Annotated in this window: 24 protein-coding genes; 11 read left to right on the forward strand and 13 right to left on the reverse strand. The window is 68.8% G+C overall.

Features of this window, described 5'->3' with window-relative positions:
- Nucleotides 1-33 precede the first annotated feature (33 nt).
- Nucleotides 34-825 (reverse strand): ABC transporter ATP-binding protein, encoded by a 792-nt coding sequence (locus tag ACFV4K_RS22750; RefSeq protein WP_379277500.1) that lies wholly within the window; start codon nt 823-825, stop codon nt 34-36.
- Nucleotides 826-1,184: 359 nt separating this feature from the next.
- On the opposite strand from ACFV4K_RS22750, the gene ACFV4K_RS22755 reads away from it, so the two are divergent.
- On the forward strand, nt 1,185-1,814 hold the full coding sequence (locus tag ACFV4K_RS22755; protein WP_379277502.1) for a TetR/AcrR family transcriptional regulator: 630 nt from the start codon (nt 1,185-1,187) through the stop codon (nt 1,812-1,814).
- Nucleotides 1,815-1,882: 68 nt separating this feature from the next.
- On the opposite strand, the gene ACFV4K_RS22760 is transcribed toward ACFV4K_RS22755, so the two are convergent.
- Nucleotides 1,883-2,581: a TVP38/TMEM64 family protein gene (locus ACFV4K_RS22760; RefSeq protein ID WP_379277503.1), complete on the reverse strand. Its 699-nt coding sequence runs from the start codon at nt 2,579-2,581 to the stop codon at nt 1,883-1,885.
- A gap of 169 nt (nt 2,582-2,750) precedes the next feature.
- Here ACFV4K_RS22760 and ACFV4K_RS22765 point away from each other — a divergent pair, with 169 nt between their 5' ends.
- The 4 genes from ACFV4K_RS22765 to ACFV4K_RS22780 all read left to right on the forward strand — a co-directional run bounded on the left by ACFV4K_RS22765 (nt 2,751) and on the right by ACFV4K_RS22780 (nt 8,471).
- A complete protein-coding gene (locus tag ACFV4K_RS22765) occupies nt 2,751-4,583 on the forward strand; it encodes a methylmalonyl-CoA mutase family protein (RefSeq protein ID WP_379277505.1) in 1,833 nt (610 codons plus the stop codon).
- A 2-nt stretch (nt 4,584-4,585) separates the two neighbouring features.
- The gene (gene scpA, locus ACFV4K_RS22770; RefSeq protein WP_379277507.1) at nt 4,586-6,844 is read left to right on the forward strand and encodes a methylmalonyl-CoA mutase; all 2,259 of its coding nucleotides are present in this window, start codon (nt 4,586-4,588) and stop codon (nt 6,842-6,844) included.
- Nucleotides 6,845-6,951: 107 nt separating this feature from the next.
- On the forward strand, nt 6,952-7,950 hold the full coding sequence (gene meaB, locus ACFV4K_RS22775) for a methylmalonyl Co-A mutase-associated GTPase MeaB (RefSeq protein ID WP_379277530.1): 999 nt from the start codon (nt 6,952-6,954) through the stop codon (nt 7,948-7,950).
- A 5-nt stretch (nt 7,951-7,955) separates the two neighbouring features.
- A complete protein-coding gene (locus tag ACFV4K_RS22780) occupies nt 7,956-8,471 on the forward strand; it encodes a GNAT family N-acetyltransferase (protein WP_379277508.1) in 516 nt (171 codons plus the stop codon).
- On the opposite strand, the gene ACFV4K_RS22785 is transcribed toward ACFV4K_RS22780, so the two are convergent.
- Both ACFV4K_RS22785 and ACFV4K_RS22790 read right to left on the reverse strand, forming a co-directional pair.
- On the reverse strand, nt 8,468-9,445 hold the full coding sequence (locus ACFV4K_RS22785; RefSeq protein ID WP_379277509.1) for an alpha/beta hydrolase: 978 nt from the start codon (nt 9,443-9,445) through the stop codon (nt 8,468-8,470). The genes ACFV4K_RS22780 and ACFV4K_RS22785 overlap by 4 nt on opposite strands.
- A gap of 144 nt (nt 9,446-9,589) precedes the next feature.
- Nucleotides 9,590-10,774 (reverse strand): acyl-CoA dehydrogenase family protein, encoded by a 1,185-nt coding sequence (locus tag ACFV4K_RS22790; RefSeq protein ID WP_379277510.1) that lies wholly within the window; start codon nt 10,772-10,774, stop codon nt 9,590-9,592.
- 185 nt (nt 10,775-10,959) lie between these two features.
- On the opposite strand from ACFV4K_RS22790, the gene ACFV4K_RS22795 reads away from it, so the two are divergent.
- Both ACFV4K_RS22795 and ACFV4K_RS22800 read left to right on the forward strand, forming a co-directional pair.
- On the forward strand, nt 10,960-11,412 hold the full coding sequence (locus tag ACFV4K_RS22795) for a MarR family winged helix-turn-helix transcriptional regulator (protein WP_379277512.1): 453 nt from the start codon (nt 10,960-10,962) through the stop codon (nt 11,410-11,412).
- Nucleotides 11,412-12,410 (forward strand): zinc-binding dehydrogenase, encoded by a 999-nt coding sequence (locus ACFV4K_RS22800; RefSeq protein WP_379277513.1) that lies wholly within the window; start codon nt 11,412-11,414, stop codon nt 12,408-12,410. Before ACFV4K_RS22795 ends, ACFV4K_RS22800 begins: the two co-directional genes overlap by 1 nt.
- A gap of 3 nt (nt 12,411-12,413) precedes the next feature.
- Here the strand turns inward: ACFV4K_RS22800 and ACFV4K_RS22805 are convergent, their stop codons facing one another.
- From ACFV4K_RS22805 to ACFV4K_RS22815, 3 genes are read right to left on the reverse strand one after another with little or no spacing between them, the layout of a single operon-like run.
- Nucleotides 12,414-12,776, reverse strand: coding sequence for a DUF1304 domain-containing protein (locus tag ACFV4K_RS22805; protein ID WP_379277515.1), 363 nt, complete (start codon nt 12,774-12,776; stop codon nt 12,414-12,416).
- Between the two features lie 40 nt (nt 12,777-12,816).
- Nucleotides 12,817-13,704: an amidohydrolase family protein gene (locus ACFV4K_RS22810; RefSeq protein WP_379277516.1), complete on the reverse strand. Its 888-nt coding sequence runs from the start codon at nt 13,702-13,704 to the stop codon at nt 12,817-12,819.
- A complete protein-coding gene (locus ACFV4K_RS22815) occupies nt 13,701-14,732 on the reverse strand; it encodes a nucleoside hydrolase (protein WP_379277531.1) in 1,032 nt (343 codons plus the stop codon). The genes ACFV4K_RS22810 and ACFV4K_RS22815 overlap by 4 nt, the downstream gene beginning before the upstream one ends.
- Before the next feature lie 103 nt (nt 14,733-14,835).
- Here ACFV4K_RS22815 and ACFV4K_RS22820 point away from each other — a divergent pair, with 103 nt between their 5' ends.
- Nucleotides 14,836-15,408, forward strand: a complete 573-nt coding sequence (locus ACFV4K_RS22820) for a TetR/AcrR family transcriptional regulator (protein ID WP_379277518.1) — start codon at nt 14,836-14,838, stop codon at nt 15,406-15,408.
- A gap of 2 nt (nt 15,409-15,410) precedes the next feature.
- On the opposite strand, the gene ACFV4K_RS22825 is transcribed toward ACFV4K_RS22820, so the two are convergent.
- Both ACFV4K_RS22825 and ACFV4K_RS22830 read right to left on the reverse strand, forming a co-directional pair.
- Nucleotides 15,411-16,973, reverse strand: coding sequence for an MFS transporter (locus tag ACFV4K_RS22825; RefSeq protein WP_379277533.1), 1,563 nt, complete (start codon nt 16,971-16,973; stop codon nt 15,411-15,413).
- 174 nt (nt 16,974-17,147) lie between these two features.
- Nucleotides 17,148-18,518, reverse strand: coding sequence for a CoA transferase (locus tag ACFV4K_RS22830; RefSeq protein WP_379277519.1), 1,371 nt, complete (start codon nt 18,516-18,518; stop codon nt 17,148-17,150).
- Between the two features lie 65 nt (nt 18,519-18,583).
- On the opposite strand from ACFV4K_RS22830, the gene ACFV4K_RS22835 reads away from it, so the two are divergent.
- Entirely contained in the window at nt 18,584-19,372 is a 789-nt protein-coding gene (locus ACFV4K_RS22835; protein WP_379277521.1) for a thioesterase II family protein, read from the forward strand.
- Nucleotides 19,373-19,423: 51 nt separating this feature from the next.
- Here the strand turns inward: ACFV4K_RS22835 and ACFV4K_RS22840 are convergent, their stop codons facing one another.
- Both ACFV4K_RS22840 and ACFV4K_RS22845 read right to left on the reverse strand, forming a co-directional pair.
- Nucleotides 19,424-20,200: an O-methyltransferase gene (locus tag ACFV4K_RS22840; RefSeq protein ID WP_379277523.1), complete on the reverse strand. Its 777-nt coding sequence runs from the start codon at nt 20,198-20,200 to the stop codon at nt 19,424-19,426.
- Between the two features lie 35 nt (nt 20,201-20,235).
- Nucleotides 20,236-20,838, reverse strand: coding sequence for a CGNR zinc finger domain-containing protein (locus ACFV4K_RS22845; RefSeq protein ID WP_379277524.1), 603 nt, complete (start codon nt 20,836-20,838; stop codon nt 20,236-20,238).
- Between the two features lie 102 nt (nt 20,839-20,940).
- Between ACFV4K_RS22845 and ACFV4K_RS22850 the strand changes: the two genes are divergently transcribed.
- Nucleotides 20,941-21,786, forward strand: coding sequence for an SDR family NAD(P)-dependent oxidoreductase (locus tag ACFV4K_RS22850; protein WP_379277526.1), 846 nt, complete (start codon nt 20,941-20,943; stop codon nt 21,784-21,786).
- A gap of 50 nt (nt 21,787-21,836) precedes the next feature.
- Here ACFV4K_RS22850 and ACFV4K_RS22855 read toward each other — a convergent pair whose 3' ends face one another.
- On the reverse strand, nt 21,837-22,211 hold the full coding sequence (locus ACFV4K_RS22855; protein WP_379277527.1) for a DUF2784 domain-containing protein: 375 nt from the start codon (nt 22,209-22,211) through the stop codon (nt 21,837-21,839).
- A 281-nt stretch (nt 22,212-22,492) separates the two neighbouring features.
- A complete protein-coding gene (locus ACFV4K_RS22860) occupies nt 22,493-23,944 on the reverse strand; it encodes an SDR family NAD(P)-dependent oxidoreductase (RefSeq protein ID WP_379277528.1) in 1,452 nt (483 codons plus the stop codon).
- Nucleotides 23,945-24,439: 495 nt separating this feature from the next.
- Between ACFV4K_RS22860 and ACFV4K_RS22865 the strand changes: the two genes are divergently transcribed.
- Nucleotides 24,440-25,585, forward strand: a complete 1,146-nt coding sequence (locus ACFV4K_RS22865; RefSeq protein ID WP_379277529.1) for an acyl-CoA dehydrogenase family protein — start codon at nt 24,440-24,442, stop codon at nt 25,583-25,585.
- The last annotated feature ends 88 nt before the right edge of the window (nt 25,586-25,673 follow it).

A 25,673-nucleotide genomic window follows, 5' to 3' on the forward strand; every position in this document is an offset into this window, starting at 1 on the left:
ATGCGGCACGGGCCATTGTCGTATTTCATGCAATCACGCGTGGGCTTCGTAGATCGCCTGCGCCAATTCGATCTTGAGAGCCTGGAATTCGGGCGTCGCGGTGACAGCTAACTCCAGGACACTGTCCTCGTCGTCGCCGGGCAGAGTGATGGCCCGGTCCACGATGACGCGCCCCGGCCGGGCGCTCATGACAGGAGCCGGGTGGACAGGTACCGCTTCCTCCACCGAATGGGTCACGAACACAATGGTTTTCCCGGCTTCGCGCCACAGTCGAAGCAACTCCACCTGCAACCGCTCGCGGGTCAGCTGATCCAGCGCGCCGAACGGTTCGTCCATGAGGATGATGCGCGGATCGTTGGCCAGCACCCGCGCGATCTGCGCCCGCTGCTGCATCCCGCCGGACAGTTCGTGGGGCCGCTTGCCGCCGTCGCCGAGCCCGACCAGCTCGAGCAGCCGGTCCGCCACGACCCGCCGCGCCTTCTTGTCCACGCCACGACACTTCGGGCCGAACTCGACATTGCCGCGGACGGTCAGCCACGGGTACAGGGTGGGCGACTGGAAGACGACGCCGCGTTCGGGGCTCGGCCCGTCGACGCGGTCCTGGCCGACCAGCAGGGTGCCGGTGCTGGGTTCGAGGAACCCGCCGAGCAGTTGCAGCAGCGTGGTCTTGCCACATCCGGACGGCCCGGCGACGCTCACGAACTCGCCGGGCTCGATGACCAGATCGGTGGGGGACAGCGCGACGGTGCTGCCGGTCGGGGTGTCATAGACCTTGGAGACCTCCGTCAGCACCGCCCGGTCGCGCTGGTCGAGCGCCGTCGTCATTTCGCGCTGACCTTGGTGGCCGCTGCCGGGCAGACCGCCCTGGCGTACGCTTCCGGCGCGGCCAGGCCACCGCGCACCCGATCACGCCGACGCGGCTCCGGATGCGCCAATCCCGGTGTGCCCCTTGCTCGTGCGGCGTGCGGGCACCTCGTTGATCAGTGGTATCGGCAGGCTGCCCGGGGTAGGCGCGGCGGCCGACCATGGAAGACGCGAGGGCGGGGGGAGGAGGGGATCCCACCGTCCTCGCGCGGATCACGCCGGTGGCCGGTGGACTGTGAGCAGGTGGGGGCACGTTGGTAGCGTGGTCGCAGGAAAACGATCGGTTGATCGGATATGAGTTGCGCCTGGAGGAGAGTGTCGTGACGGCCGTACGGCGGACTCAGGCCCAGCGGCGCGCCGAGACGCGGGAGGCGCTGATCGAGGCCGCCATTCGGGCGATCGTCGAGAAGGGCTACTCCAAGCTCACGGTCAACGAGGTGTGTAGGCGTGCCGGCGTCTCGCACGGCGGACTGTTCGGCCGGTTCGACTCGCTGTTCGACCTGGTGGCCGCCGCCGCGGCCGAGGTCGGCCGCCGCCAGATCGAGCGTTTCGGCGCGAATGTCGCCGAACTGCCCGACCCGCGCGACGTCGACGCGGTGCTGGCGATCTGGCTCGACGCCGCCCGCGACCCCATCAATACGGTGTGGCTGGAGCTGACCATCGCGGCCCGCACCGATGAGCAACTGCGCGAACACCTCTCGTCGGTCCGTGACGAGTACGCCGCGGCCCTGCTCTCCGGCGGCGGCCTGCCCGCCACCCGCGGACTCACCCCCGAACAGAACCTGGCCCTGGGCTCGATCGTGGTGTTCTGCTTCGACGGCTTCGCCATCCACACCGGCACCTTCCCGCAGCCGGAACTGGACGCCATGCGGCTGGCCGCCCTGACCACCATGGTCCGGCAGTACCTGGACACACACCTCGTATCCGACCGGGCGGCAGCGCGAGACTGACCGGCCTCCGGGGCAGCGACCCGCGCCGGCAGTGTCGAAATCAATACTTCGAGTGGGTGCAATATTTCTTAGGTCGGGTCCACCTGACCGACCGTCATGCGAGCGTCCACGACCAGGCCGATCACGCCCACCGCCAGGCACGCGACGGTGACGATGATCTGTGCGGGGGAGGTCCGGTTGGTGAGAGCGTCACCGAGCAGCACGGTCCCCACCGTGCCCGGGATGATGCCGAGGAAGGTGGCCGCCAGGTACGGCGTGAACCGGATGGAAGACAGTGCCGCGCAATAGTTCACGATCGAGAACGGCGCGAAGGCGATGAGCCGCAACGATCCGATCGCCAGCCAGCCCCGCCGGGCGAGCCGGGTATCCACCGCCTGCACCGTCGGATGGGTGAGCCGGGCCCGGACCCGCTCGTGATCAAGCGCGCGCACCAGCCACAATGCCAGCACCGCACTCAATGTGGTGGCGGTGATGGCGAGTGTCAGCCCCTCGGTCGACCCGAACAGCATGCCCGCGCTGAGTGTGAAAATCGTTCGGGGAAACGGGGCTACGCACACGAGTGTGTGCACCGCGAAGAACACCAGCGGCAGCATCGGCCCGACCGAATCGGCCCACTGCCGGATCTGCTGGGGTGCCGGATGCGGCGCGAAGGCCGCGAGCGCGAAGAGTAGTCCGCAGCCGATCAGCAAGGCCAGGGTGCGGGGTTGGCGCAGGCGGTTGAGCAGCCCGGATACGCGCTCGAGCGGGGAGCTCACGGTTGTTGGCACCGCGCCAGGTTACCCGCTGGTAGCGAGACTCCGGAGACGGCAATTACGGGGGTGCCGCTAGCATCAGGGGAAAGACGAGGAATGCTCGTTAACCAAAGTGACCGTTGATCTGCGCGAATGCCGGCCCAACGGGCACCGCGGTCAGGGAGTGGAAGAAGGAACAGCAGCTATGCCGATTGCTTCCGACTCGGACACCGATCCGGTGCCCGAGTATGCCGCCTGGCGCAAGGGTGTCGCCGGGGTGCTGGCGAAGGCCCGCAGGGTGGATGCGAGCGAACTGCCGGACGAGCCGGAGCAGCTGCTCGCGGTCACGACCTATGACGGTCTGACGGTCAACCCGCTCTACACGCGCCGTGACGAACTGCCCGAGCAGCCGCTGCCCGGGCAGTTCCCCTACGTGCGCGGTGGCGACGCCACCCGCGACGTGCACCGCGGCTGGTTCGTGAGCCAGAAGTTCGCCGGTAAGGACGCCAAGGCCGTCAACGCCGACATCCTGTTCGCGCTCGACAACGGCGTGAGCGCCGTGCAGCTGGGCGTCGCCGAGCGCGGCATCCCGGTCGAGAGCCTGGCCACCGCGCTGCGGGGCCTGCTGTTCGAGCTGGCCCCGCTCACCCTGGACGCCGGTCCGGCCGCCAATGAGGCCGCCGCCCAGCTGTTCTCGGTGCTCGACGCGTACGCCGCGGCCAACGCGACCACGGTGCCGAACCGCGCCGACATCCGCGTCTCGCTGGGCGCGACCCCGCTGACGAGCCTGTTCGCGGGCACCTCCGCCATCGACCTGGACGGCGCGGTCGCGCTGGCCCAGCAGGCGGTGGCCCGCCCGGAGACCATCCGCGCGATCACCGTGTGCGGCGTGGCCTTCCACAACGCGGGCGCATCCGACGCGCAGGAGCTGGGCGCGGCTGTGGCCGCCGGCCTGGAGTACCTGCGCTCGCTCACCGACGCGGGCGCCGACATCGTGGATGCGCTGGGGCAGCTGGAGTTCCGCTTCGCCGCCACCGACGACCAGTTCGAGACGGTCGCGAAGTTCCGTGCCGCCCGCAAGCTCTGGGCCCGCGTGGCCCACGTCTGCGGCGCTCCGTCCGCCGGTAACGCGCCGCAGCAGGCCGTGACCTCCGCGGCCATGATGAGCCAGCGCGACCCATGGGTGAACATGCTGCGCACCACGCTCGCCGCGTTCGGCGCGGGCGTCGGCGGCGCCGACATCGTCACCGTGCTGCCCTTCGACGCCGCCCTGCCCGCCGGGGAACTCGAGGTGTCGCAGGCGTTCTCCGAGCGGATGGCCCGCAACACCCAGCTGCTGCTGCTCGAGGAATCCCACCTGGGCCACGTGCAGGACCCGGGCGCGGGCTCCTGGTACGTGGAGTCGCTCACCGATGAGCTCGCCGCCAAGGCGTGGGAGTTCATGCAGGAGATCGAGGCCGCCGGTGGCTACCTGGCCGCGCTGCAGGCGGGTCTGCTCGCCGAGCGCATCGGCGAGACCAAGGCCCGGCGCGATTCCGATGTGGCGCACCGCAAGACGGCCGTCACCGGTGTCAACGAGTTCCCGAACCTGGGCGAGAAGCCGCTGTCGGAGGCCGCGCGCGCCGACGACACCGCCCGCTACGGCGCCGCCTTCGAGGCGCTGCGCAATCGCTCCGACGCCTACCTGGCCGCCCACGGCGCGCGCCCGCGGGTGCGCCTGGTTCCGCTGGGCCCGGTGTCGGAGAACAATGTTCGTGTCACCTTCTCCACCAACCTGCTGGCCTCCGGCGGCATCGAGGCGGTCACCGAGGCCGGTCCGTCGATCGCGGTGCTGTGCGGTTCGGACAAGCGGTACGGCACCGACGCCGCCGCGGCGGTGGAGGAATTGCGGGCGGCCGGTGTCACCACCGTGCTGCTGGCCGGACCCGAGAAGGCGGTCGCGGACCTGACCGGCGCCCAGCGCCCCGACGGTTTCGTGACCGCGCGCATGGATGCGGTGGCGGCTCTGTCCGGTCTGCTGGAGAAGCTGGGAGCGTAAAGATGAGCGATATCAAGCACCGGATCGGCAATTTCGCCGAAGTATCCCTGACCGAGGGCGACACCGCGCCCGCCGAGGTCAGCGCCGCGCAGGTCGAGGAGTTCGTCAAGACCGCCGCGACCGCCAATCACTATGCGCCCGAACAGCTGACCTGGTCGACCCCCGAGGGCATCGACGTGCCGCCGGTTTTCACCAAGGCCGACCGGGACGCCATCGTGGCCGAGGGCTACCCCCTCGACAGCGTGCCGGGCATCGCGCCGTTCGTGCGCGGTCCCTACCCGACCATGTACGTGAACCAGCCGTGGACCATCCGCCAGTACGCGGGCTTCTCCACCGCCGCGGACTCCAACGCCTTCTACCGCCGCAACCTGCAGTCGGGTCAGAAGGGCCTGTCGGTCGCCTTCGACCTGGCGACCCACCGCGGCTACGACTCCGACCACCCGCGCGTCACCGGTGACGTCGGCATGGCCGGTGTCGCCATCGACTCCATCCTCGACATGCGCGAACTGTTCGATCAGATTCCGCTGGACCAGGTTTCGGTGTCGATGACCATGAACGGCGCGGTGCTGCCGATCCTGGCGCTCTACGTCGTCGCCGCCGAGGAGCAGGGCGTCGCGCCCGAGCAGCTGGCCGGAACCATTCAGAACGACATTCTGAAGGAGTTCATGGTCCGCAACACCTACATCTACCCGCCCAAGCCCTCGATGCGGATCATCTCCGACATCTTCGCCTACACCTCCGCGAAGATGCCGAAGTTCAACTCGATCTCCATCTCCGGCTACCACATCCAGGAAGCCGGCGCGACCGCCGACCTGGAGCTGGCCTACACCCTCGCCGACGGCGTGGAGTACATCAAGGCCGGTCTGGACGCGGGTATGGAGGTCGACAAGTTCGCGCCGCGACTGTCGTTCTTCTGGGCCATCGGCATGAACTTCTTCATGGAGGTCGCGAAACTCCGTGCGGGCCGCCTGCTCTGGAACGAGCTGGTCGCCAAGTTCGAGCCGAAGAACTCCAAGTCCCTCGCGCTGCGCACCCACTCGCAGACCTCGGGCTGGTCGCTGACCGCGCAGGACGTGTTCAACAACGTCGCGCGCACCTGCGTGGAGGCCATGGCCGCCACCCAGGGCCACACCCAGTCGCTGCACACCAACGCGCTCGACGAGGCGCTGGCCCTGCCGACGGACTTCTCCGCCCGCATCGCCCGCAACACCCAGCTGCTCATCCAGCAGGAGTCCAACACCACCCGTCCGGCCGACCCGTGGGGCGGCTCGTACTACGTGGAGTGGCTGACCCACCAGCTGGCCGAGCGCGCCCGCGCCCACATCGCCGAGATCGAGGCGCACGGCGGTATGGCGCAGGCGATTTCGGAGGGCATCCCGAAGCTGCGCATCGAGGAGGCCGCGGCTCGTACGCAGGCCCGCATCGACACCGGCCAGCAGCCGGTGATCGGCGTCAACAAGTACCTGGTCGAGGAAGACACCCCGATCGAGGTCCTCAAGGTCGAGAACTCGCGCGTGCGCGCCGAGCAGAACGCCAAGCTGGAAAAGCTGCGCGCCGAACGTGATTCGGCCGCGGTGGAGCAGGCGCTGGCCGAGCTCACCCGCGCGGCCGCCTCGACCGAGGGCGGCATGGAGAACAACCTGATGGCCCTGGCCATCGCGGCGGCCCGCGCCAAGGCCACCGTCGGTGAGATCTCCGATGCCCTGGAGAAGGTCTACGGCCGCCACCAGGCCGAAATCCGTACGCTCTCCGGCGTCTACCGGGAGGAGGCGGGCAAGGTGACCAATATCAGCAAGGCCATCGAACTGGTCGAGGAGTTCGCCGAAGCCGAGGGCCGTCGCCCCCGCATCCTGATCGCCAAGATGGGTCAGGACGGCCACGACCGCGGCCAGAAGGTGATCGCGACCGCCTTCGCCGACCTCGGCATGGACGTCGACGTGGGCCCGCTGTTCCAGACCCCCGAAGAGGTGGCGCAGCAGGCGGCCGACAACGACGTGCACGTCGTCGGCGTGTCGTCGCTGGCCGCGGGCCATCTCACGCTGGTGCCCGCCCTGCGGCAGGCACTGGCCGATGTCGGCCGTCCCGACATCATGGTCACCGTCGGCGGTGTCATCCCGCCCGGTGACTACGACGAGCTGTACGCCGCCGGCGCCGCGGGCATCTTCGGCCCCGGCACCATCATCGCCGACGCCGCGATCGACCTGATCGGCAAGCTGGCCGCACAGCTGGGCCACGAGATCGGCAGCGGCGCAGCGGAATGAGCGACGCCGCACGCGCGACCGGGGGTGGCGAGAACCACCCCCGGCTCGGCACCACCGCCGGTGTCGGGGTCCCCGGACCCGGCCCCGGCGTCCGGCCCGCCACGCCCGTGGCGCGCCGGGTGATCGACGTCGACCAGCTGGCCGCGCAGGTGCGGGCGGGGGAGCGGGCCGGCCTGGCCCGCGCCATCACCCTCGTCGAATCCACCCGGAGCGACCATCGGGAACTGGCTCAGCAGCTGCTGCTGAAGCTGACCCCCGACGCGGGCCGGGCGCTGTCCAATCGCGTGGGCATCACCGGCGTTCCCGGTGTCGGCAAGTCGACGTTCATCGACGCGCTCGGCATGTACCTGATCGGCCATGGCCATCGGGTGGCGGTGCTGGCCGTCGACCCGTCCTCGACCCTGACCGGCGGCTCGATCCTGGGCGACAAGACCCGCATGGAACGGCTGTCGGTGCAGCGCGACGCGTTCATCCGGCCCTCGCCGACCGCGGGCACCCTCGGCGGCGTCGCCAAGGCGACCCGCGAGACCATCGTGCTGCTCGAGGCCGCGGGCTACGACGTGATCCTGGTGGAGACCGTCGGTGTCGGCCAGTCCGAGGTCACCGTCGCCAATATGGTCGACGTCTTCTGCTTCCTCACCCTGGCTCGCACCGGCGACCAGCTGCAGGGCATCAAGAAGGGTGTGCTCGAACTCGCCGACCTGGTGGCCGTGAACAAGGCCGACGGCCGCCACGAGCTCGAGGCCAAGGCCGCCGCCCGCGAACTCCAGGGCGCCATGCGGCTCGTGCACCCGCGCGAATCGCTGTGGCGGCCACCGGTTCTCACCATGTCCGGCCTGAACGGCACCGGCCTGGACACGTTCTGGGATGCCGTGCTCACCCACCGCCGGGTGCTGACCGAGGCGGGGGAGTTCGCCGAGAAGCGCCGCCGCCAGCAGGTCGACTGGACCTGGACGATGGTGCACGACAACCTGCTGCGCCGCCTGTCCGACAACCCGGCCGTCAAGGCCCTGAAGGCCCCGGTGGAGAAGCAGATCCGCGACGGCTCCCTCACCCCGGCGCTGGCCGCCGAGGAGATCCTGCGGGCCTTCGACGAACGGCCCTGACAGCCATGACCATCCGGATCCGCCCCGGTCGCGCCTCCGACGCGGACGCGGTCGCCACGCTGCACACCGCCAGCTGGCGCACCGCCTACGTCGGGATCATGCCCGGGGCGTATCTGGACGGGGCGCTGGCCGCTGACCACAAGGCCATGTGGCTGTCCCGGCTGACCGCCGAGGTCGCGCCCGGCAGGCTCTTCGTCGCCGAATCCGGCTCGGAACTGCTGGGATTCATCTATCTGGCGCTGCAGCCGGACGGTCGCGTCCTGATCGACAATCTGCACGTCAGCCCGGCCCTCGAGCGCGGCGGCATCGGGACGCGGCTGCTGCGTCACGGATTCGAGTGGGCCGCCGCCGAATTCCCCGGCCACCCGGTGTATCTGGAAGTGCTGGAAGACAATACGGCCGCCATCGCGTTCTACGAACGCCATGGCGGCCGGGCCGGTATGCCTCGCACCTATCGCTTCCCGCAGGGCTTCGAGGTCCAGGACCTCGAAATCACCTGGCCTGTCCCGCCCGCCGGCTAAACCCCCAGGGCGTCGGCGATCAGCGGCCAGGAATCGTGCACGTCATCCTGCCAATACGGCCAGGCGTGCGTGCCGTTCCGGTAGGCGACCTGCGCCGGAATCCCCAGCTCCCCGAGCCGGGTGACCAGCGAGTCCGTACAGCTGCGGACCACCGTCTCCATGACCCCGCCCACCGCCATGCGATCGGTCAGCGTGGCCACGTTCCCGCCGATGCTCGGGTCCGCGAGGGAATCGTGCACGCCCGGCGCGCCATTGCCCGCCGAGACGTAGAGCGCCACTCCGCGCAGCCGATCCGCGTTGATCACCGGATCGTGGGCGTCCCAGGCCGGATTGTTGTCGGGCCCCCACATATTGGCGGCGTTGGCCCGGAACAGGCTGAGCTCGGAGTGCACGAAACTGCGGGCCACCGCGTCAGTGGTGCGCGGGCAGCCGCTGTAGGCCCCGACCGCCTGGTACATGCCGGGCGCTTCGATGGCGAGATTCAGCGCCGAGGTCGCGGACATGGACGCGCCCGCGATCGCGTTGCGCCCGGTCATCTGGAAGTGGGATTCCAGCAGCGGCGGCAGTTCGTGGATCAGGAAGGTGGACCATTTGTTGCGGCCCAGCGTCGGATCGTCGGAGATCCAGTCGGTGTAGAAACTGGCGCGCCCGCCGATCGGGGTGACGACGTTGACCGGCTTGTCGGCGAAGAACTGGGCGACATCGGTGCGATTGGACCAGGGTCCGCCGGATTCACCGCCGTCGACCGCGTTGAGCAGGTACAGCGCGGGGGCCGGACCGTCGGGGTGTGACACCCAGACCGGGATGTTGCGTCCCATGGCCGCGGAGTAGACGGTCACCTCGTACTGGCGTCCGCCGAGCGGCCGCACGTCCACGATGCCGGAACCGCCGCCGGGGTCGGCGTGTGCGGATGCTGGCACCAGGGCGGCAAATATGGCGATCAGGGCAACGAGGGAGCGCGTCAGCCGATGCATGACAGTGAGTATCCCGCTGCTGGTGCCGATTTTTTGACATCAGCACGCGTGTTCGCCGCCGATGGGTTTCGCGGTGGGCGAAACGGGTAAGGGCGCGCGGTCCGACGGCAGCATCCTGGCAGCTATCGGACCGCGCCGAGGATGTCAGATCATCATGCGCAGCGGGCCCTCGGGCTCCAGGCCCATCGTGGTCAGCGCCGTCGAGTGGTAGATCGATCCGGGCGTGTGGATGGCGTGCTGCAACCCCACGTGCGCGTCGCGCCAGAACCGCTGCATGACGTTCTGCCGCCGCGCCGCGTTGCCGCCGGACCGCGCGAAGATCTGGTCCACCGCCGCCACCGCCCGCCACGCGCAGCGAACTTGATTGCGGCGCACCACGGATCGGTCCTCGAACGAGATGGGCTTGCCCGCGTCGGCGAGATCGTAGAGGCGGCTGATGCCGTCGAGTAGCTGACCGCGGGAGGCGGCGATATCGGCGGCGGCCTCGGAGATGGCCGACAGCACGATCGGGTCGTCCTTGATCATGGTGCCCGTGGCGGTGACGCGATTGCGCTGGTAGTCGAGGTGGGCCGCGAGCGCGCCCTCGGCGATACCGATGACCGCGGCGGTGATGCCGAGCGGGAACATCGACCAGAACGGCAGTTTGTAGACGGTGTCGGTGCGGCCCGCGCGCTCGGCGGCCAGCTCGCCTTCGGCGACCGCCTCCATCTCGATGGTCCGGTAGGCCGGAATGAACGCGCCGTCGACGATGATGTCCTTGGACCCGGTGCCTTGCAGCCCGATGACGTCCCAGGAGTCGTCGACGATGGTGTAGTCCTTGCGCGGCAGCACCACGTGCAGCACGCTCGGGGGCATCACCGGATTCCCCTCGGGGTCGGCGAGCAACGCGCCCAGGAAGATCCAGTCGCAGTGGTCGGTGCCGGAGGAGAAGGCCCAGCGCCCGTTCAGCGTGTAACCGCCGTCGGTCTGCTTCGCGACGCCCATCACCGCGTACGGCGAGGCGATCCAGGTTTCGGGGTTCTCGCCCCACACCTCGTCCTGCAGCCGGCGGTCCATCAGCGCCATTTCCCACGGGTGCGCGCCGACCACGCCGGTCACCCATCCGGTGGAGCCGCAGTGCTTGGACACGGCCATGACCGCCTCGGCGTAGTCGCGCGGGTGCGCGGCCAGGCCGCCGTACTCGGTCGGCTGCAGCATCCGCATGATGCCGGTCTGGCGGAGCAGCTTCACGCTCTCGTCGGAGAGCTTCCCCAGCCGCTCGGTTTCCGGGGCAGTCGCCGCGAGCTGTCCGGACAGCTCCTCGATCCGGCTCACTACCTCATGCGTCATTGCAACTCCCCGCTGTTCGGCGTGCCTCTATTGGAACGCGTTCCAGGGCAACGTATCCCGATTGTCAGCGGTTTGCCGGACAAACCCGATAGCTATCGCCATGCATCGTCTCCGCGCTGCCGGTGTGACGGAGCAGACCGACAGATAGATTGTGCACAATCTAATTTCTGGCTACCGTGTTGTGCGTGACCGATGAGCAGGCGCTGGAGAACCAGCTGTGCTTCGCGCTGTACGCGGCGTCGCGGGCGATGACCGGGTTGTACCGGTCCAAGCTCGACGCGTTCGGCATCACCTATCCGCAATATCTGGTCCTGGCCGCGCTCTGGCAGCGCGACGAGCGAACTGTCAGCGAGCTGTGCGCGGCACTGGACCTGGACTCGGGCACGCTCTCACCCCTGCTGAAGCGCCTCGAAACGGCGGGCTTCGTGACCCGTCGCCGCTCCACGATCGACGAACGTCGCGTCCGGATCAGCCTGACCGACCGCGGCCGCGACCTGCGCGCGGCCGCCTGCCACATCCCCGGACGAGCCGAGGAGATCTCCGGCATGTCCACCACCGAACTGGCCGACCTGCGGACGACCCTGCAACGGCTCACCGCGGCCTTGGCCGCCCACCCCCGATCGAAGGAGAACCCCTGATGAACGCTCCCATGCGCGCGGTGGTCATCGAAGCATTCGGCGAGCCGAAGGACGTGCTGACCACGTCCGAACGGCCGCTGCCCGAACCCGGCTCGGGCGAGGTGCGCATCGCGACGACCCTGGCCCCCATCCACAATCACGACCTGGCCATCATTCGCGGCATCTACGGCTACCGGCCGGAGCTGCCCGCCGTCCCCGGCACCGAGGCCGTCGGCCGCATCGACGCCCTCGGCGAGGGTGTCACCGGCCTGGAAGCCGGTCAGCGCGTGACGGTCTCGGGTGTGCAGGGCGCGTGGGCGGAGTACTTCGTCGCCAAGGCGGGCGGGGTGGTGCCGGTGCCGGACTCGGTGTCCGACGCGACCGCGAGCCAGCTGCTGGCCATGCCGCTGAGCGCGCTCATGCTGCTCGAGGACCTGAATGTCGAACCCGGGCAATGGATCACGATCAATGCCGCCAACGGTGCGGTCGGTCGCCTGCTGAACCTGCTGGCCCGTGCCCGCGGCGTGCGGGTGCTCAATCTGGTGCGCAGCGAGTCCGCGGCGAAGTCCTTGCGAGAGCTGAGTTTCGAACCTGTGCTCGACACCGAGTCCGCGGACTGGGTCGAGCGGGCCGCCGAGGTCACCGGCGGTGAGCCGATCGTGCGCGCGGTCGACCAGGTCAGCGGTAAGGCCGCCAATGATCTGCTCACGGTGCTGGCGCCGCGCGGCGAGCTGATCACGTTCGGTGCGCTCTCCGGTCAGCCGCTGGTGCTCAACCCCGGCCCGATCATCTTCAAACAGGCCGTGGTGAAGGGCTTCTGGGGCTCGAAGCGGGCCGAGGAGATCGGTGGCGAGGAGCGCCGCCGCCTCATCGCAGAACTGGTCACCCTTGCCGCGCAGGGCGTGCTGGATCTGTCCGTCGAGACCGCCTACCCGCTCGAGCAGGCCGCCGAGGCGGCCGCGGCCAGCGAACGGCCGGGCCGCAACGCCAAGATCGCGCTCAGCGTCTCCGGCGGCTAGCCGCTACCCGGCCAGCAGCACCGCGGCCAGCGTGATCGCGCCCGGCACCGCCTGGGCGAACAGGATCCGCTGGCTCGCGGTGGCCGCGCCGTAGAGTCCGGCCACCACCACGCAGGCCGCGAAGAAGATCTTCGCGGCCTGCCCGACCGGATCGGACGCGATCAGACCCCAGATCAGGCCCGCGGCCAGGAAACCGTTGTAGAGGCCCTGATTGGCGGCCAGCACCTTGGTCTCCTCGGCGAACTCGGCGGTGGTGCCGAAGTTCGCGCGAACCCGGGGCGTGGTCCACAGGAACATCTCCATGACCAGGATGTAGACGTGCAACGCGGCGAGCAATCCGACGAGGATTTCCGCGACCAACCGCATGACCGGCCCGCCTTTCTCGATATCGCCAGGACGTGAGGTGCTATCCGAGAGTGAACACGCGTGCCGCGTTATCGTGACAGACCGCGCGCAGCCAGTCGTCGCCGAGGTCCAGGCGTTCCAGCGCGAACAGCGCGTGGCCGTACGGGTAGGGGACGTTCGGGAAGTCGCTGCCGAACAGGATGCGGTCGCCCAGATCGCGGACACGGGGGAGTTCGGCGGTGGGGAAGGGGTCGGCGGCCTCGAAGAAGTCGGTGAAGGTCATGGTGGTGTCGAGCAGGACGCCGTCATGAGCCTGGGCGATGTCGAGGAACTCGCGGTACTCCGGAGCGCCCATGTGCGCGATGATCAGCCGTAGTCGCGGGAAGCGCCGCAGCAGGGCCTCGATGGGCTCGGGACCGGTGAATTCCCCGGCGGCGGGCCCGGATCCGCAGTGGATCACGACCGGTGTGCCCGCGTCCTGGATCAGGCCCCACACCTGGTCCAGCAGCGGATCGGCCGGGTGGTGGTGGCCGACCTGGATGTGCAGCTTGAAGATTCGCGTTCCGGCCTCCAGTGCCGCGCGCACGTATTCGGGCGCGCCCGGCTCCGGATAGAAGGTCGAGGTGTGCAGGCAGTCCGGTGTGCGGGCGGCGAAGTCGGCGGACCAGCTGTTGAGCCAGGCCGCCATGTTCGGTTTGTGTGGATAGATCATCGAGGTGAAGGCGCTGACCCCGAACCCCCGCAGCGTTTTCAGCCGCACCTGCTCCTCGTCGCGGTAGGTGATCGGCCATTCACGATGGCCCACCAGCGGTCCGGCGGTGTCGAAGTAGGTCCACACCTTGCGCAGCACCCGCTCGGGCATGAAATGCGTGTGCACGTCGATGATTCCGGGCGGGCCGAGCCGCTCGCGGAATCCGGTGACGTAGTCGAGGTCTGTTCCGCCGGTCACCGGTCGGTATCTCCTTCCGCGAACACCGTTCGCGCGTAATCGCCGACGCGGCCGATCAGCCGCTCGAAGAACTCCTCGGGCCCGGTCGCGACCACGATGTCCGCGTTGGGTTCCCGGCCCCACATCCCCGACCAGTCGGCCACCGTGGTGGCGCGGGTGAGGGTTCCGGTCAACTCCACGTCGACCGTCGCGGGCTTGGTGACGGCCAGGCTCGGGTCCAGTGCCACCGCCGCCGCGAACGGGTCGTGCATGTGCGCCAGATAGCCCTGGTCGTAGAGCTTGTGGAAGTCGAAGTAGAAGCGCACCGCGTCGGTGAGGAACCGCACCAGCGGATTGCTCGCCTTCGAGCGGGCGTGCGGCGGATCGTCCTCGGTGACCAGCTCCGCCGGTGTGCTGCCGGCCCGTTCGGCCAGCAGCGCCAGGTGCGGGGGCTTCATCTCGATGGTCTCGGTGATGTCGAGGGCGCACACGATCGGGCGGCGGTCGGCGGGCGCGGCGGAGAAGGCGTCGAAGACCTCCTTGGCCGCCTCCGGGTCCACGTGCACGTTCCACTCGTTGGTGGGGGTGGTGTTGCCCGGGTGATTGAACGCCCCGCCCATGATGACCAGCCGCCGGAGCAGCTGCGGCAGTTGCGGTTCCATGCGCAGCGCCAATGCGAGATTGGTGAGCGGACCGGTGCACAGGCCGACGATCTCGCCGGGGTGCTCGCGGGCCAGGTCGACCCACAGCTGCGCGGCCGGCCGATTCGACAGGGTCCGCGTGCTCGGCGGCAGCTCGGCGTACCCGACCCCCTGCGGCCCGTGCGTGTCCTCGGTGGTGCGCAGTGGCACCGCCAGGGGCGTCAACGCCCCTTGTGTCACTTCGATTTCCGGGGCCCGCGCGAGCTCGAGTAGCGCCAGATTATTGGCCGCGACCTGCGGTGCGGGCACATTGCCCGCAGTGGAGGCGATTCCGATGATCTCGGCCTCGGGGGAGGCGAGCAGGTAGAGCAGACCGAGGGCGTCATCGATGCCGGTGTCGTTGTCCATGAGGATCTTCTGCCGCACAGGTCCGAGGGTAGCCGGACGGATGCCACCCGATTTTGATACGGGTGTCTGGAACGAATGTCTAAGACGCTGCTAGGGTGGGGGGATGGGAAATCGAGAAGACCTGCTGGCGGGTGCGCGCCAGGCCGTCCTGGAGCGCGGCCTGGCCAAGGTGACCGCCCGCGACATCGCCACCGCCGCCGGAGTCAGCCTCGCCGCCATCGGTTATCACTTCGGCTCCAAGGACCAGTTGGTCACCGAGGCCATCACCATGGGCGTCGGCACCGAGATCGGTGACGGCATGGACGCGGCCATTCGCGACGCGGGGGAGGGGCGCACCCTCTGGGAGTCGTTGGCCGCCACCTGGAACGGCTTCGTCGACGTGATCCAGAGCAATCGCGACGGCCTGCTGCTCAGCACCGAGAACGGTCTGCAGATCGCGCGCGATCCCGCGCAACAGATCTTCATGGCCGAGGCGAGTGCGAACGCGCACCAGGACATCGCGGCCTCGGTTCAGGCGGTGCATTCCGACCTGAGCGACGATCAGGCCGCTGCGGTCGCCAAGCTGCTGTTCGTGCTGTTCCAGGGCCTGGCCGTGCAAATGATCATCGCTCCCGGCGCGGATTGGATCGACGGCGACGAACTGACGACCGCGGTCGCGGCGATCCGCGGGAAGTGATCTCAGCTCGGCGGTACGTGCCGCAGCCGGGTGACGGCGATGACGGCCAGCAGGAGCGCGGCCCCCGCCGCGATCGCCGAGGTCAGGTGCATGCCGGTGAGGAAGGCGTGCTTGGCCGCCTCGGCGACGGTGCTGCCCAGCTTGCCCGGCATGGTCCGGGCCACCTCGAGCGCCGCGCCGAGCGTGTCGCGCGCCGCGCGCGCATCGGGGTCTGACAAGCCGTAGGGCAGATCGGCATTGAGCCGGCGGCGGTAGATGGCGATGCTGATGCTGCCCAGGATGGAGATCCCGAGCGCGCCACCGAATTCGGCCCCGGTCTCCGAGAGCCCGGAGGCGGCTCCCGCCTGCTCCGGCGGCGCGGTGCCGACGATGAGCTCGGTGGTCACCCCGAAAACCGGTGCCAGACCGAACGACACCAGCAGCGACGCCACGATAGTGAGCTCCACCCCGCCCGAGGTGGTGATCTGGGTGAGCAGTAGCAGTCCGCAGGCGGCCAGGGCCATGCCCACGCCGATCATGTAGGCGGGCCGCACCACTTTCATGATGCGCGGCCCCAATTGCGAACCGACCATGAAGCCCAGGCCCGCCGGGATGGTGGCCAGGCCGGCGCGCAGCGGCGACATGCCCAGCACCAGCTGGAAGTACTGGCCCACGAACAGGGCGTATCCGAACGCGACGAAGATTGCCACCATATTGATGGTCAGCGCGGTCCGGAAGCTGCCTAGTCGGAACAGGCGTAGATTCAGCATCGGTTCCGGCGTGTTGAGCTGCCGCCGAACGAAGATCACCCCGATCGCGATGCCCGTGGTCAGCGCCGCGAGCGCGATCGGTCCGGGTCCGTCCTGCGCGGCCTGCTTCATGCCGAACACCACCAGGAGCACCGCCGCCGTGCACAGTGCGGCGCTCACCGGATCGAGGCGGCCCGCGTCGGGATCGCGGAATTCGGGCAGCACCCGGGGCGCGAGCACGATCAGCAGCACCATGACCGGCACCGCGAGTAGGAACACCGACCCCCACCAGAAGTGTTCGAGCATCAGCCCACCCGCGAGCGGCCCGATGGAGCCGCCGACCGAGTAGGAGCCCACCCACACCCCGACGGCCACCGACCGTTGCCCCGGGTCGCGAAACATGGTGAAGATCAACGAGAGTGTGGAGGGCGCGAGGGTGGCCCCGGCGACGCCGAGCAGCGCCCGGCAGGCGATGAGCACCGGCGCGGACGGCGCGAAGGCCGCGATCACCGAGATCGCCGCGAACGCGGCCGCTCCGACCATCAGCAACCGGCGGCGGCCGATGCGGTCGCCGATGGTGCCCATGGTGAGCAGCAAACCCGCGACGAGAAATCCGTAAACGTCGATGATCCACAGCAATTGGGAACTGGTCGGCCGCAGGACCTCGCTGATCTGCGGTACCGCCAGGTGCAGGACCGTCAGGTCCATCGAGTAGACCAGGCACGCCAGTGCGAGCACCGACAGTCCGGCCCATTCCCGTCTCCCTACCTTGGTGGCGCCGGCGTCGCTGGCGGCGGTGAGCAAGGGAGCAGGTGTGTCCACGGTGACGTCCTCCATCCGCATGTCGACATACGGGTCGACAATTTTGATGTCGGTTTCAGGGTCTCATTTATTAACGCCGTACGTGGGACAAGTGCGGCGTGTCGAAAGCGCTGCATTGCAAGGCAATTCGACTATTTCGCGGATGCACTTACGGGTGTGCGTGCAGCAGCTTGTATACATTCGGCGAAGTTACGAACCGTCCGGTCGGGCTTTCCATTCGGGAACGCTCGATCCGTAGGCCGGAGCGGGCCATGGAAAGTCCGGATACTCGCTCAATGCCGGGCCCGCGGTGGCCACCGCCGCGTGCGTCACCGCGTAGCGCGGATCCGGGACCTGCGCCGGCGCGTGCCCGGGCGTCCGGCCCGGCGCGGTGATCAGCCAGGATGCGGTGCGAGCCAGCGCGACCCGGACATCGCGCCCGCGACCGTCGGCGCGACGCGCGCACAGCGCGTCCAGCACGCCCGCCGCGAGCAGGTACCCGCTGGCGTGGTCGAGGGACTGGGCGGGGAGGGCGCCCATGACCGGTTCGATGCGTGAATTATCCCGCGTGCCTTCGATCAGAGAAATTCCGGATGTGGCCTGCACGATGCTGTCGAAACCGCGCCGATCTCCCCACGGGCCCTGTTCACCCCACGCCGAAACTCGGCCGTGCACAATTCCCGGTCGAATATCGCCGGGCCGCACTCCGAGTCGTTCCAAGGTGCCCGGTCGGTAACCCGAGATGATTATGTCTGCATTGCTGATCAATTCGTGAAAGACCGGAAGTCCGGTGCGCAAATCGACTACAGTGGAGCACTTCCCCTGACAGGTGTCCAGGAACTGCCAGTCGATCTCCGGCAGTTCCGGCGGGTCGATCCGCAACACATCGGCTCCCAGCAGGGCCAATGCTCGCGTCGCCACCGGACCGGCGATCACCCGGGTCAGATCCAGCACCCGGATCCCGCGCAGCGGCAGCATTGCCGTTGCCGCGCTGAGCGAGTCGAGTGCGCCCCGATCGTCGCGGGCGTCGAGCGCCACCAGCGGGCCGGACGCGGCGGCCTTGCCCTGCGGGCTGTCGGCCCACTCCTGCTCGGTGCGCACCCGGAACGCGATGGCCGCGTGCTCGGCGGCGCGCTGTTCGATATCGGCGGCCGTGAGCGTCGCGACCCGCCGGGCGAAATTCTCGGGCCCGGTCTCGGCGGGCAGATCCAGCGCCGCCAGCAGGCGTGTCCGATGGTGCGGGTAGTTGGCGTGCGTGCGCACCCAGCCGTCCGCGGTCCGGAAGAAGCCCGACAACTCCGCGAACATTCGCGGCTGCTGCCCATCGATCCGCAGCAGCTTGTCGCTCTGGAACGCGGCCGCGACACGGCCGGGATCGACGACGCTGCGCAGCGGCGTCGCCCCGCAGACGTCGCGCCACCGGTCGGCCGCACCGGCGAAGGCCGCGACCGCGCCACCCGCCAGCGCCCAGACCGGCAGCGTCGCAGCCAGATTCGCGCCCGGATCGAGCGGCGGCACCGGTGTCCCGGCAACCCCGATTCCGGTCTCGTAGTCGCGAATCAGCGCGTCGTAGGTGGCCACGAGCCGACTCTAACGCCGGGACCACGTGCGAGCCCGACGCGAGATCTCGGGGCATACTCGTTCGGATGAGCGCCCATCGACTCCCCGGAACCACTTGGTTGCGCGAACTGAGGCCCGATCCCGCCCCCGAGACCGTGCTGGTGTGCTTCCCGCCCGGCGGCGGCTCCGTGGGCGCCTACCGGCAACTGGCCCGGCGCTTCGGCGCGGGCACCGCGGTCTTCGGCGTGCAGTACCCCGGGCGGCAGGACCGTCTCGGCGACCCGCCCGTCCCCGCGCTCACCGAGCTGGCCGGGCACGCCGCCACCGACCTGCTGGCGTGGCCGAAAGACGTGCGGCTGGCCATCTTCGGGCACAGCATGGGCGCGACCGTCGCCTACGAGACCGCCCGCCGGGTCGAGGCGGGCGGGCGCGAGGTGACGCACCTGTTCGTCTCCGGCCGTCCCGCACCGGTGCACGAGGAGGCGGGGCGGCTGCACGAGGGCCCGGACGAGGGCCTCATCGCCGAACTCGAACGCCTGTCGAATGATCCTGCCTCGGTGCGCATCCTGCGCGACGAGCCGGGGCTGGCCGATCTGGTCCTCCCGGCGGTCCGGACCGACTATCGCGCGGTCGAGACCTACCGCCACCAGACCGGCGCACCGCTGCGCACGCCGATCACCGCGCTGATCAGCTCCTCGGACCCGACCACCTCGACCGACCAGGCCGGGCAGTGGCGCGACTTCACCACCGCCGATTTCGATCTCGCCACCTTCGAAGGCGGCCACTTCTATCTGGATCTGCCCGAGAACATCAAGGCCCTCGCCGACTCGATCACCCGCGCGCTGGCCACGGCGTCGCCCGGCCACTCGAAGTGAGTCGGCCGGGCTGCCGCGGACAGCGCCTTCGCCGCCGCGGCGAGTTCGGCGTCAGCCCAGGTATTCCGACTCGAGCACCCGGTCCTTGAGCAGGGACTGGTACTCGATGTGGGTGTCGTGCTCCACGGTGCGCCAGGACTTGCCCTCGGCCCCCCGCATATAGGCCAGGTAGTCCGGCGCGCCGGGAATGCGCATATTGTCGGCCACCACGATGGTGCCGGGGTGCAGCCAGCCCGCGTCGAGGATGTGCTTCAGATCGGCGAGGTACGCCGACTTGTCGTGGTCGACGAAGACGAAATCGACCGCGCCCTCGGTGATCCCGTGCTCCTCGGCGAGCGTGCGGATGGTGTCCCCGCCGTCGCCGATGGTGCCGACCACCACTGTCACCCGATCCGCGAACCCGGCGTGCGCGATGATGGCGCGCGCCACCTCGGCATTGGCGGCGCTGAACTCGACCGAGATCAGGCGCGCGCCCTCAGGCAGCACTCGCGCCGTGCGAACCGCGCTGTAGCCGACGTACGTGCCCAGTTCCAGGGCCAGCGTCGGATTCGCCCGGCGCACCGCGGCATCCAGCAGCAGACCCTTCTCGTCGCCGACATTCACCAGATTGCTGCGCGTACGCGCGAACCGGTCGATCGCGTCCAGCACGCTGTCCGGGTCGCCCTGCTCGGCATGGGCCAGCACGTGATCGCGCACCGCGGCCTCGCGCCCGTCACCGAATTGGCCCGTGCGGGTAAAGGTCCCTATTCCCCGCACGGTGCTGATCGCCGTGCGCACCGGATACACCACCCGCTGCAGGAACACCGACGCGATCGATGAGCCACCCATGAAAACCCCTTAAGTCACTTCGAGAATCAGCGCGATTATGCACGCCCCGAAGCGGATTCGCCCGCGGCGGCCGGATCGGCCTGCTTGCGTCGTTGCCGAAGCGCGCGCATCGACACCTGCGATCCGCATCCGGGACTGCAAAAGCGTGCCGCCCGGTTGCGGGTGCGATCGACGAAGCCGAAGTGGCACGGGGGATTGCAGCATGCCTTGATCCGCATCCAGTCCCCGCGCTGCGCCGTCTCGGTCACCGCGGCGAGAACACTGCCCAGAACGCCGGGCACACCGGACGAGCCGGCGAGAAGTTGCGCCGTTTGCGCGGTGACGACCGTCGTCAGCGGATACCGGACACCGGCCTGCCGCAAGTAACGTTCCGCCTCGGCGACCTGGGCGTCACCGATATCCGGATCGCCCGCGTGCGTCAGCAATGTCGTGACCAGTGCGTCGCGCAGCTCGCGTGCGGCCACCGCATCGGAGTCGGTCACCACGGTGGCCGTGTCGAGCAAGCCGCGCTGGGTCGCCCACCGCGCGAATCCCGCAGCCGTGCCGAAGATCTCGACGTTCCCCGCGCCGTCGGCTCTGGTGTTGACGAACGACAACACCAGAGCAGCCGTATCGCCGTTCCACCGCGGTGCCTCCATGCCTTCACGATACCAACGCCTGATTCGGGTTAGCCCATTCGGTCGCAACTTGTTAGCGGCAACCCCTTGAAGAGTTGCGTGCTAAACCGTTACGGTCACAACATGACGAATGAAGGAAGTACCCCGCGAGTCTGGTTCATCACCGGCGCCTCCTCGGGCATAGGCCGCGAACTCGCAATTCAGGCGCTGGCGGCCGGTGAAGCCGTTGTCGCGGTGGCTCGCCACACCGAAACCCTTGCCGGACTGGCGCAATCCGACCAGCTGCTCGCCATCGAGGCGGACGTACGCGACGAGACGGCCGTCGCGAAGGCGGTGGAGCGGAGCGTGACTCGCTTCGGCCGCATCGATGTCGTCGCCAACCTCGCCGGCTACGGGCTCTTCGGGGCGGTCGAGGAAGCCTCCGACGCACAAGCGCGGGCGATCTTCGACACCAACGTCTTCGGTGTCCTCAACGTCCTCCGCGCCACGCTGCCGGTGCTCCGGAATCAGAGATCGGGGCACATTCTGCAAGGCTCGTCCTATTACGGTCAGACCGCCGATCCCGGCGTCGGGCTGCTCGCCGCGACCAAGTACGCCGTCGAAGGGCTCTCCGACGCGCTCGCCGCCGAACTGGCGCCACTCGACGTCCACGTCACTCTCGTCCAACCCGGCCTGGTCGCGACACCGTTCCTGTCCAACCTCGCCGCGGCGACGGCAACCCACGCCGATTACGACCAGACGGTCCGCACCCTGCAACAGGCGATCGGGGCTCTGCCCGCCGAGGCCTTCTCCGCTGTCGAGCGCGTAGCGGCGGGCATCCGAACCGCCGTTGCCAGTGACAATCCGCCTCGCCGCCTCGCCCTCGGCGTCGCGGGATCCGACAGCATGCGCAGCGCACTCGCCGCACGCCTCGACGATCTCGACGCCTGGGCCACCGTCACCGAACTGGTTGACGCCCACGCGGGATAGACGACTTCGGGCCTTGATCGCGCGGGCCGGCGACGACACGATCCGCGCGATCAAGGCCGTGAGGCGACGGCCCGCCGCCGCGACAGCAGGTAGAGGCCCACCCAGGAGACGACGACACACACCACGACCAGCAGCCGGACCTCGGTCAACGCGCTGCGCGGGTAGAGCACACCGGTGATGTAGTGGTCGATGAATCCGCTCGGCGGCAACCCCGCCTCGCCCGCCCGATGGCGCGCCCAGTTCTCCAGATTCGTCAGCGGACACTCGACCTTGAACAGCACGGTGCCGAACCCCCACCCGAAGGCGAGCAGGTGCAGCCAGATCGTGCGCGGCCAGCGCCAGGCGATGAACCCGCCCACCACGACATAGGCCACGAACGCGAAGTGCACGACCGCGGTCGCATCGGCCAGCAGCCGGTAGACCATGACCTCAGGATAGGTGCGCGGTAGGGGGAGTGCGGGTGCGCTGGGGCGATGGATTCGCTCAGTAGGGGAGTTCAGGTCCAGTGCTGCAAGCACTTCGGGAGCGAAGAGGGAAGCAGGGCCTGCAGGAGCCATTCGGATCCCCGGGGAGATCAACCATGTGAATACGGAAATATGCGCATCTAAACATGAGTTCTCACCCTATTAAAAAGAGTCCGGTTACGGCCCCCTCACCTTCTAAAAATCAGCCAAGAGGAGAGGGGGCCGGTTCGGTGGGGGATCGGCTACCAGTTGGAGGGTTCGTAGTCCTTGAGGAAGCAGCCGTACAGATCGTCACCGGCTTCGCCGCGGACGATCGGGTCGTACACACGGGCCGCGCCGTCGACCAGGTCGAGGGGTGCGTGGAAGCCTTCCTCGGCGAGCCGGATCTTGGTGTAGTGCGGTCGCTCGTCGGTGATCCAGCCGGTGTCGACGGCGGTCATGAGGATCTTGTCGGACTCGAACATCTCGCGGGCGCTGGTGCGGGTCAGCATGTTCAGCGCGGCCTTGGCCATATTGGTGTGCGGGTGGCCCGCGCCCTTGTAGCCGCGGGCGAAGACGCCTTCCATGGCGGAGACGTTGACGACGTACTTGCGGCGGGCGGGGGCGGCGGCCATGGCCGGGCGTAGTCGGGAGATGAGGATGAACGGCGCGACCGAGTTGCACAGCTGCACCTCGAGCAGTTCGGTGGCGTCGACCTCGCCGACGTTCTGCACCCAGCTGTTGGTGTGGGCGAGGTCGGGCACCAGGCCGCCCGCGTCGATGGCGACGCCCTGCGAAATGCGTTCGGGGGTAGCCGATCCCGCGATCAGGGCGAGGTCGGTGATGTCGGCGGCGGTGAGGTTGGGGGTGAGGCTGGCGGTCAGCGCCGTGGGGTGGGCTTGCATGGTCTTGCCGAAGCTGATCACGTCGGGCAGTTCGCCGGCTGGCAGCGGCCCGTTCTCGGCTTCGACGAGGGCGCTGTAGGCGCCGACCGAGCGGCGCACGGTCTGCGCGGCATTGTTGATGAGGATGTCGAGCGGGCCCTGGGCGGCGACGTCGTCGGCGAGGGCGACGACCTGGGCGGGGTCGCGCAGGTCGATGCCGATGATGCGGAGCCGGTGCAGCCAGTCGGCGCTGTCGGGCTGGGCGGCGAAGCGGCGGATCGCGTCGTTGGGGAAGCGAGTGGTGATGGTGGTGTGGGCGCCGTCGCGCAGCAGGCGCAGCGCGATGTACATGCCGATCTTGGCGCGGCCGCCGGTGAGCAGGGCGCGCTTGCCGCTGAGGTCGGTGCCGGCGTCACGCTTGGCGTGGCTCTTGGCGGCGCAGTCCGGGCAGAGCTGGTGGTAGAAGGCGTCCACGCGGGTATAGCGCTGTTTGCATATGTAGCAGGGCCGTGCCCGCAGCAGGGTTCCGGCGCTCCCGCCTTCGGTGGCGGAGCTGATCGGGATCCCGGCGGTTTCGTCGTCGATGCGGTTGGGTGAGCCGGTGGCGGTGGCGGCCACGACTTCCTTGTCGGCGGCGGCGATGGCGTCGCGGGTGGCGATGCGCTTGTTGCGCTTGAACTTCTTGAACATGTGCCCGACGGCGCGCTGCACGGCGACGGAGTCCGGGTGGTCCTTGTCGAGCTGTCCGGCTTGTTCGAGGACGCGCAGGCAGGTGGCCAGGTCGGCGGGGTCGATGGCCGGGGCGTCGGTCTGGGGGGTCTGCTCGGCCATCGGAGCTGCGGTGATCCTTCGTGTGCGGGGCGGTGGACCGAGCCATTCTCCCAGAGCGCCGGGTGTGACGGTCGCCCGGCCGTGACCTGGGGCCGGGCGTGGTGGGTGAACGCTGCCCGCAATTCGGCGGCGTTGGTGTCCTCGGCGAGTTCCGTCGGGACGGTAAAGATGCCCGCTGGAAACCGTGTAAGACCCGGTTCGCCGGGCGGTGGTATCGCCACGGGAAGACCCGAAACTGCGGTTGCGGGCCAACCCTGCCGGGGCAATCGGGCAGGTCACGGAAACAAATCAACACACTCCGCGAACTTGATCGATGCTTCCTGCGGCGGCAGGGGATCGCCGCGGATCCGGACGTGCCGATCTTCACGACGTTCGCCGAGGTGAATCAGTCTCGCGCGTCCGATTGTTGACAGTTGTTGACACAGCGCCAATAGCCGTGCACGCTGAGGGGCGAGGCGCTCTCACGCCTCACCCAGGCAAACGAAGGACTCTGCGATGGCACGCCCCGCATGGAGCGACGACGAGGTCGAGGCGGTACGGACTCTGGCGACCACCTTCTTCGAGAAGGAGGTGATCCCGCACACCGAGAGGTTCATCGAACAGGGTCACCCCGACCGGGCTCTCTACAATCGGGCCGGCGAACTGGGCCTGCTGTGCGCGGCCATCCCTGCCGAATACGGCGGTGGCGGCGGCACTTTCGCCCACGAGGCGGCCATCATCGAAGCCCAGACCCACGCCGGGGACGGCTCCCTGGGCATGTCGGTGCACTCCTCGATCATCGCGCCCTACATCCACGAATTCGGTTCCGAGGAACTCAAACAGCGCGTGCTGCCCCGGGCGGCCAGCGGCGAGATGGTGCTCTCCATCGGCATGACCGAACCGGGTACCGGGTCGGATCTGCAGAACATCAAGACCCGCGCGGTGCGCGAGGGCGACGAGTACGTCATCACCGGCTCGAAGATCTTCATCTCCAACGGCTGGCTGTGCGACGGCATCATCATCGCCTGCAAGACCGACCCCACCCAGGGCGCGGCCGGCGTCTCGCTGATCTTCGCCGAGGTCTCCGACGAGACCCCCGGCTTCAAGCGCGGCCGCATCCTGTCCAAGATCGGCGGCAAGGCCCAGGACACCGCCGAGCTGTTCTTCGACGGCCTGCGGGTGCCCGCGTCGAACCTGCTCGGGCAGGCCGAGGGCCAGGGCTTCTATCAGATGATGCAGATGCTGGCCCAGGAACGTCTGGTCACCGCCATCCTCGCGGTCGCCATGACCGAGAAGGCCGTGCAGCTGACCGTCGACTACACCAAGGGCCGCGAGGCGTTCGGCAAGCCGTTGTTCGCCATGCAGAACACCCGGTTCGAACTGGCCGAGTGCGCGACGATCGCCAAGGTTGGACGCGTGTTCCTCGACGACTGCATCAGCAAGCACCTGCGCGGGGAGCTCGATATCCCCACCGCGGCCATGTCGAAATACTGGTTGACCGATCAACTCGGTAATGTGGTGGATCGCTGCCTGCAGTTCTTCGGCGGCTACGGATACATGACCGAATACCCGATCTCGCAGTTGTACACCGGCGCTCGGGTCCTGCGAATCCTCGCGGGAGCCAACGAGGTGATGAAGGATCTCATTGCCCGCTCACTCTGACGCCTCCGCGCCGCCAAGGCCCGGCGGTAACTCTGACGCCTCCGCGCCGCCAAGGCCCGGCGGTAACTCTGACGCCTGCGCGCCGCCA

The sequence above is a fragment of the Nocardia sp. NPDC059764 genome (assembly GCF_042732555.1).
Lineage (GTDB): Bacteria > Actinomycetota > Actinomycetes > Mycobacteriales > Mycobacteriaceae > Nocardia.

Bases quoted from the DNA above. Each gene is read 5' to 3' on its own strand.
- ACFV4K_RS22855 (WP_379277527.1), bottom strand. From the start codon at position 22,211: ATGGTCTACCGGCTGCTGGCCGATGCGACCGCGGTCGTGCACTTCGCG.
- ACFV4K_RS22790 (WP_379277510.1), bottom strand. From the start codon at position 10,774: ATGACGCATGAGGTAGTGAGCCGGATCGAGGAGCTGTCCGGACAGCTC.
- scpA (WP_379277507.1), top strand. From the start codon at position 4,586: ATGAGCGATATCAAGCACCGGATCGGCAATTTCGCCGAAGTATCCCTG.
- ACFV4K_RS22835 (WP_379277521.1), top strand. From the start codon at position 18,584: ATGAGCGCCCATCGACTCCCCGGAACCACTTGGTTGCGCGAACTGAGG.
- ACFV4K_RS22825 (WP_379277533.1), bottom strand. From the start codon at position 16,973: ATGGAGGACGTCACCGTGGACACACCTGCTCCCTTGCTCACCGCCGCC.
- ACFV4K_RS22750 (WP_379277500.1), bottom strand. From the start codon at position 825: ATGACGACGGCGCTCGACCAGCGCGACCGGGCGGTGCTGACGGAGGTC.
- ACFV4K_RS22860 (WP_379277528.1), bottom strand. From the start codon at position 23,944: ATGGCCGAGCAGACCCCCCAGACCGACGCCCCGGCCATCGACCCCGCC.
- ACFV4K_RS22865 (WP_379277529.1), top strand. From the start codon at position 24,440: ATGGCACGCCCCGCATGGAGCGACGACGAGGTCGAGGCGGTACGGACT.
- ACFV4K_RS22765 (WP_379277505.1), top strand. From the start codon at position 2,751: ATGCCGATTGCTTCCGACTCGGACACCGATCCGGTGCCCGAGTATGCC.
- ACFV4K_RS22815 (WP_379277531.1), bottom strand. From the start codon at position 14,732: ATGGACAACGACACCGGCATCGATGACGCCCTCGGTCTGCTCTACCTG.
- ACFV4K_RS22800 (WP_379277513.1), top strand. From the start codon at position 11,412: ATGAACGCTCCCATGCGCGCGGTGGTCATCGAAGCATTCGGCGAGCCG.
- ACFV4K_RS22845 (WP_379277524.1), bottom strand. From the start codon at position 20,838: ATGGAGGCACCGCGGTGGAACGGCGATACGGCTGCTCTGGTGTTGTCG.
- ACFV4K_RS22780 (WP_379277508.1), top strand. From the start codon at position 7,956: ATGACCATCCGGATCCGCCCCGGTCGCGCCTCCGACGCGGACGCGGTC.
- ACFV4K_RS22850 (WP_379277526.1), top strand. From the start codon at position 20,941: ATGACGAATGAAGGAAGTACCCCGCGAGTCTGGTTCATCACCGGCGCC.
- ACFV4K_RS22805 (WP_379277515.1), bottom strand. From the start codon at position 12,776: ATGCGGTTGGTCGCGGAAATCCTCGTCGGATTGCTCGCCGCGTTGCAC.
- ACFV4K_RS22840 (WP_379277523.1), bottom strand. From the start codon at position 20,200: ATGGGTGGCTCATCGATCGCGTCGGTGTTCCTGCAGCGGGTGGTGTAT.
- ACFV4K_RS22785 (WP_379277509.1), bottom strand. From the start codon at position 9,445: ATGCATCGGCTGACGCGCTCCCTCGTTGCCCTGATCGCCATATTTGCC.
- ACFV4K_RS22820 (WP_379277518.1), top strand. From the start codon at position 14,836: ATGGGAAATCGAGAAGACCTGCTGGCGGGTGCGCGCCAGGCCGTCCTG.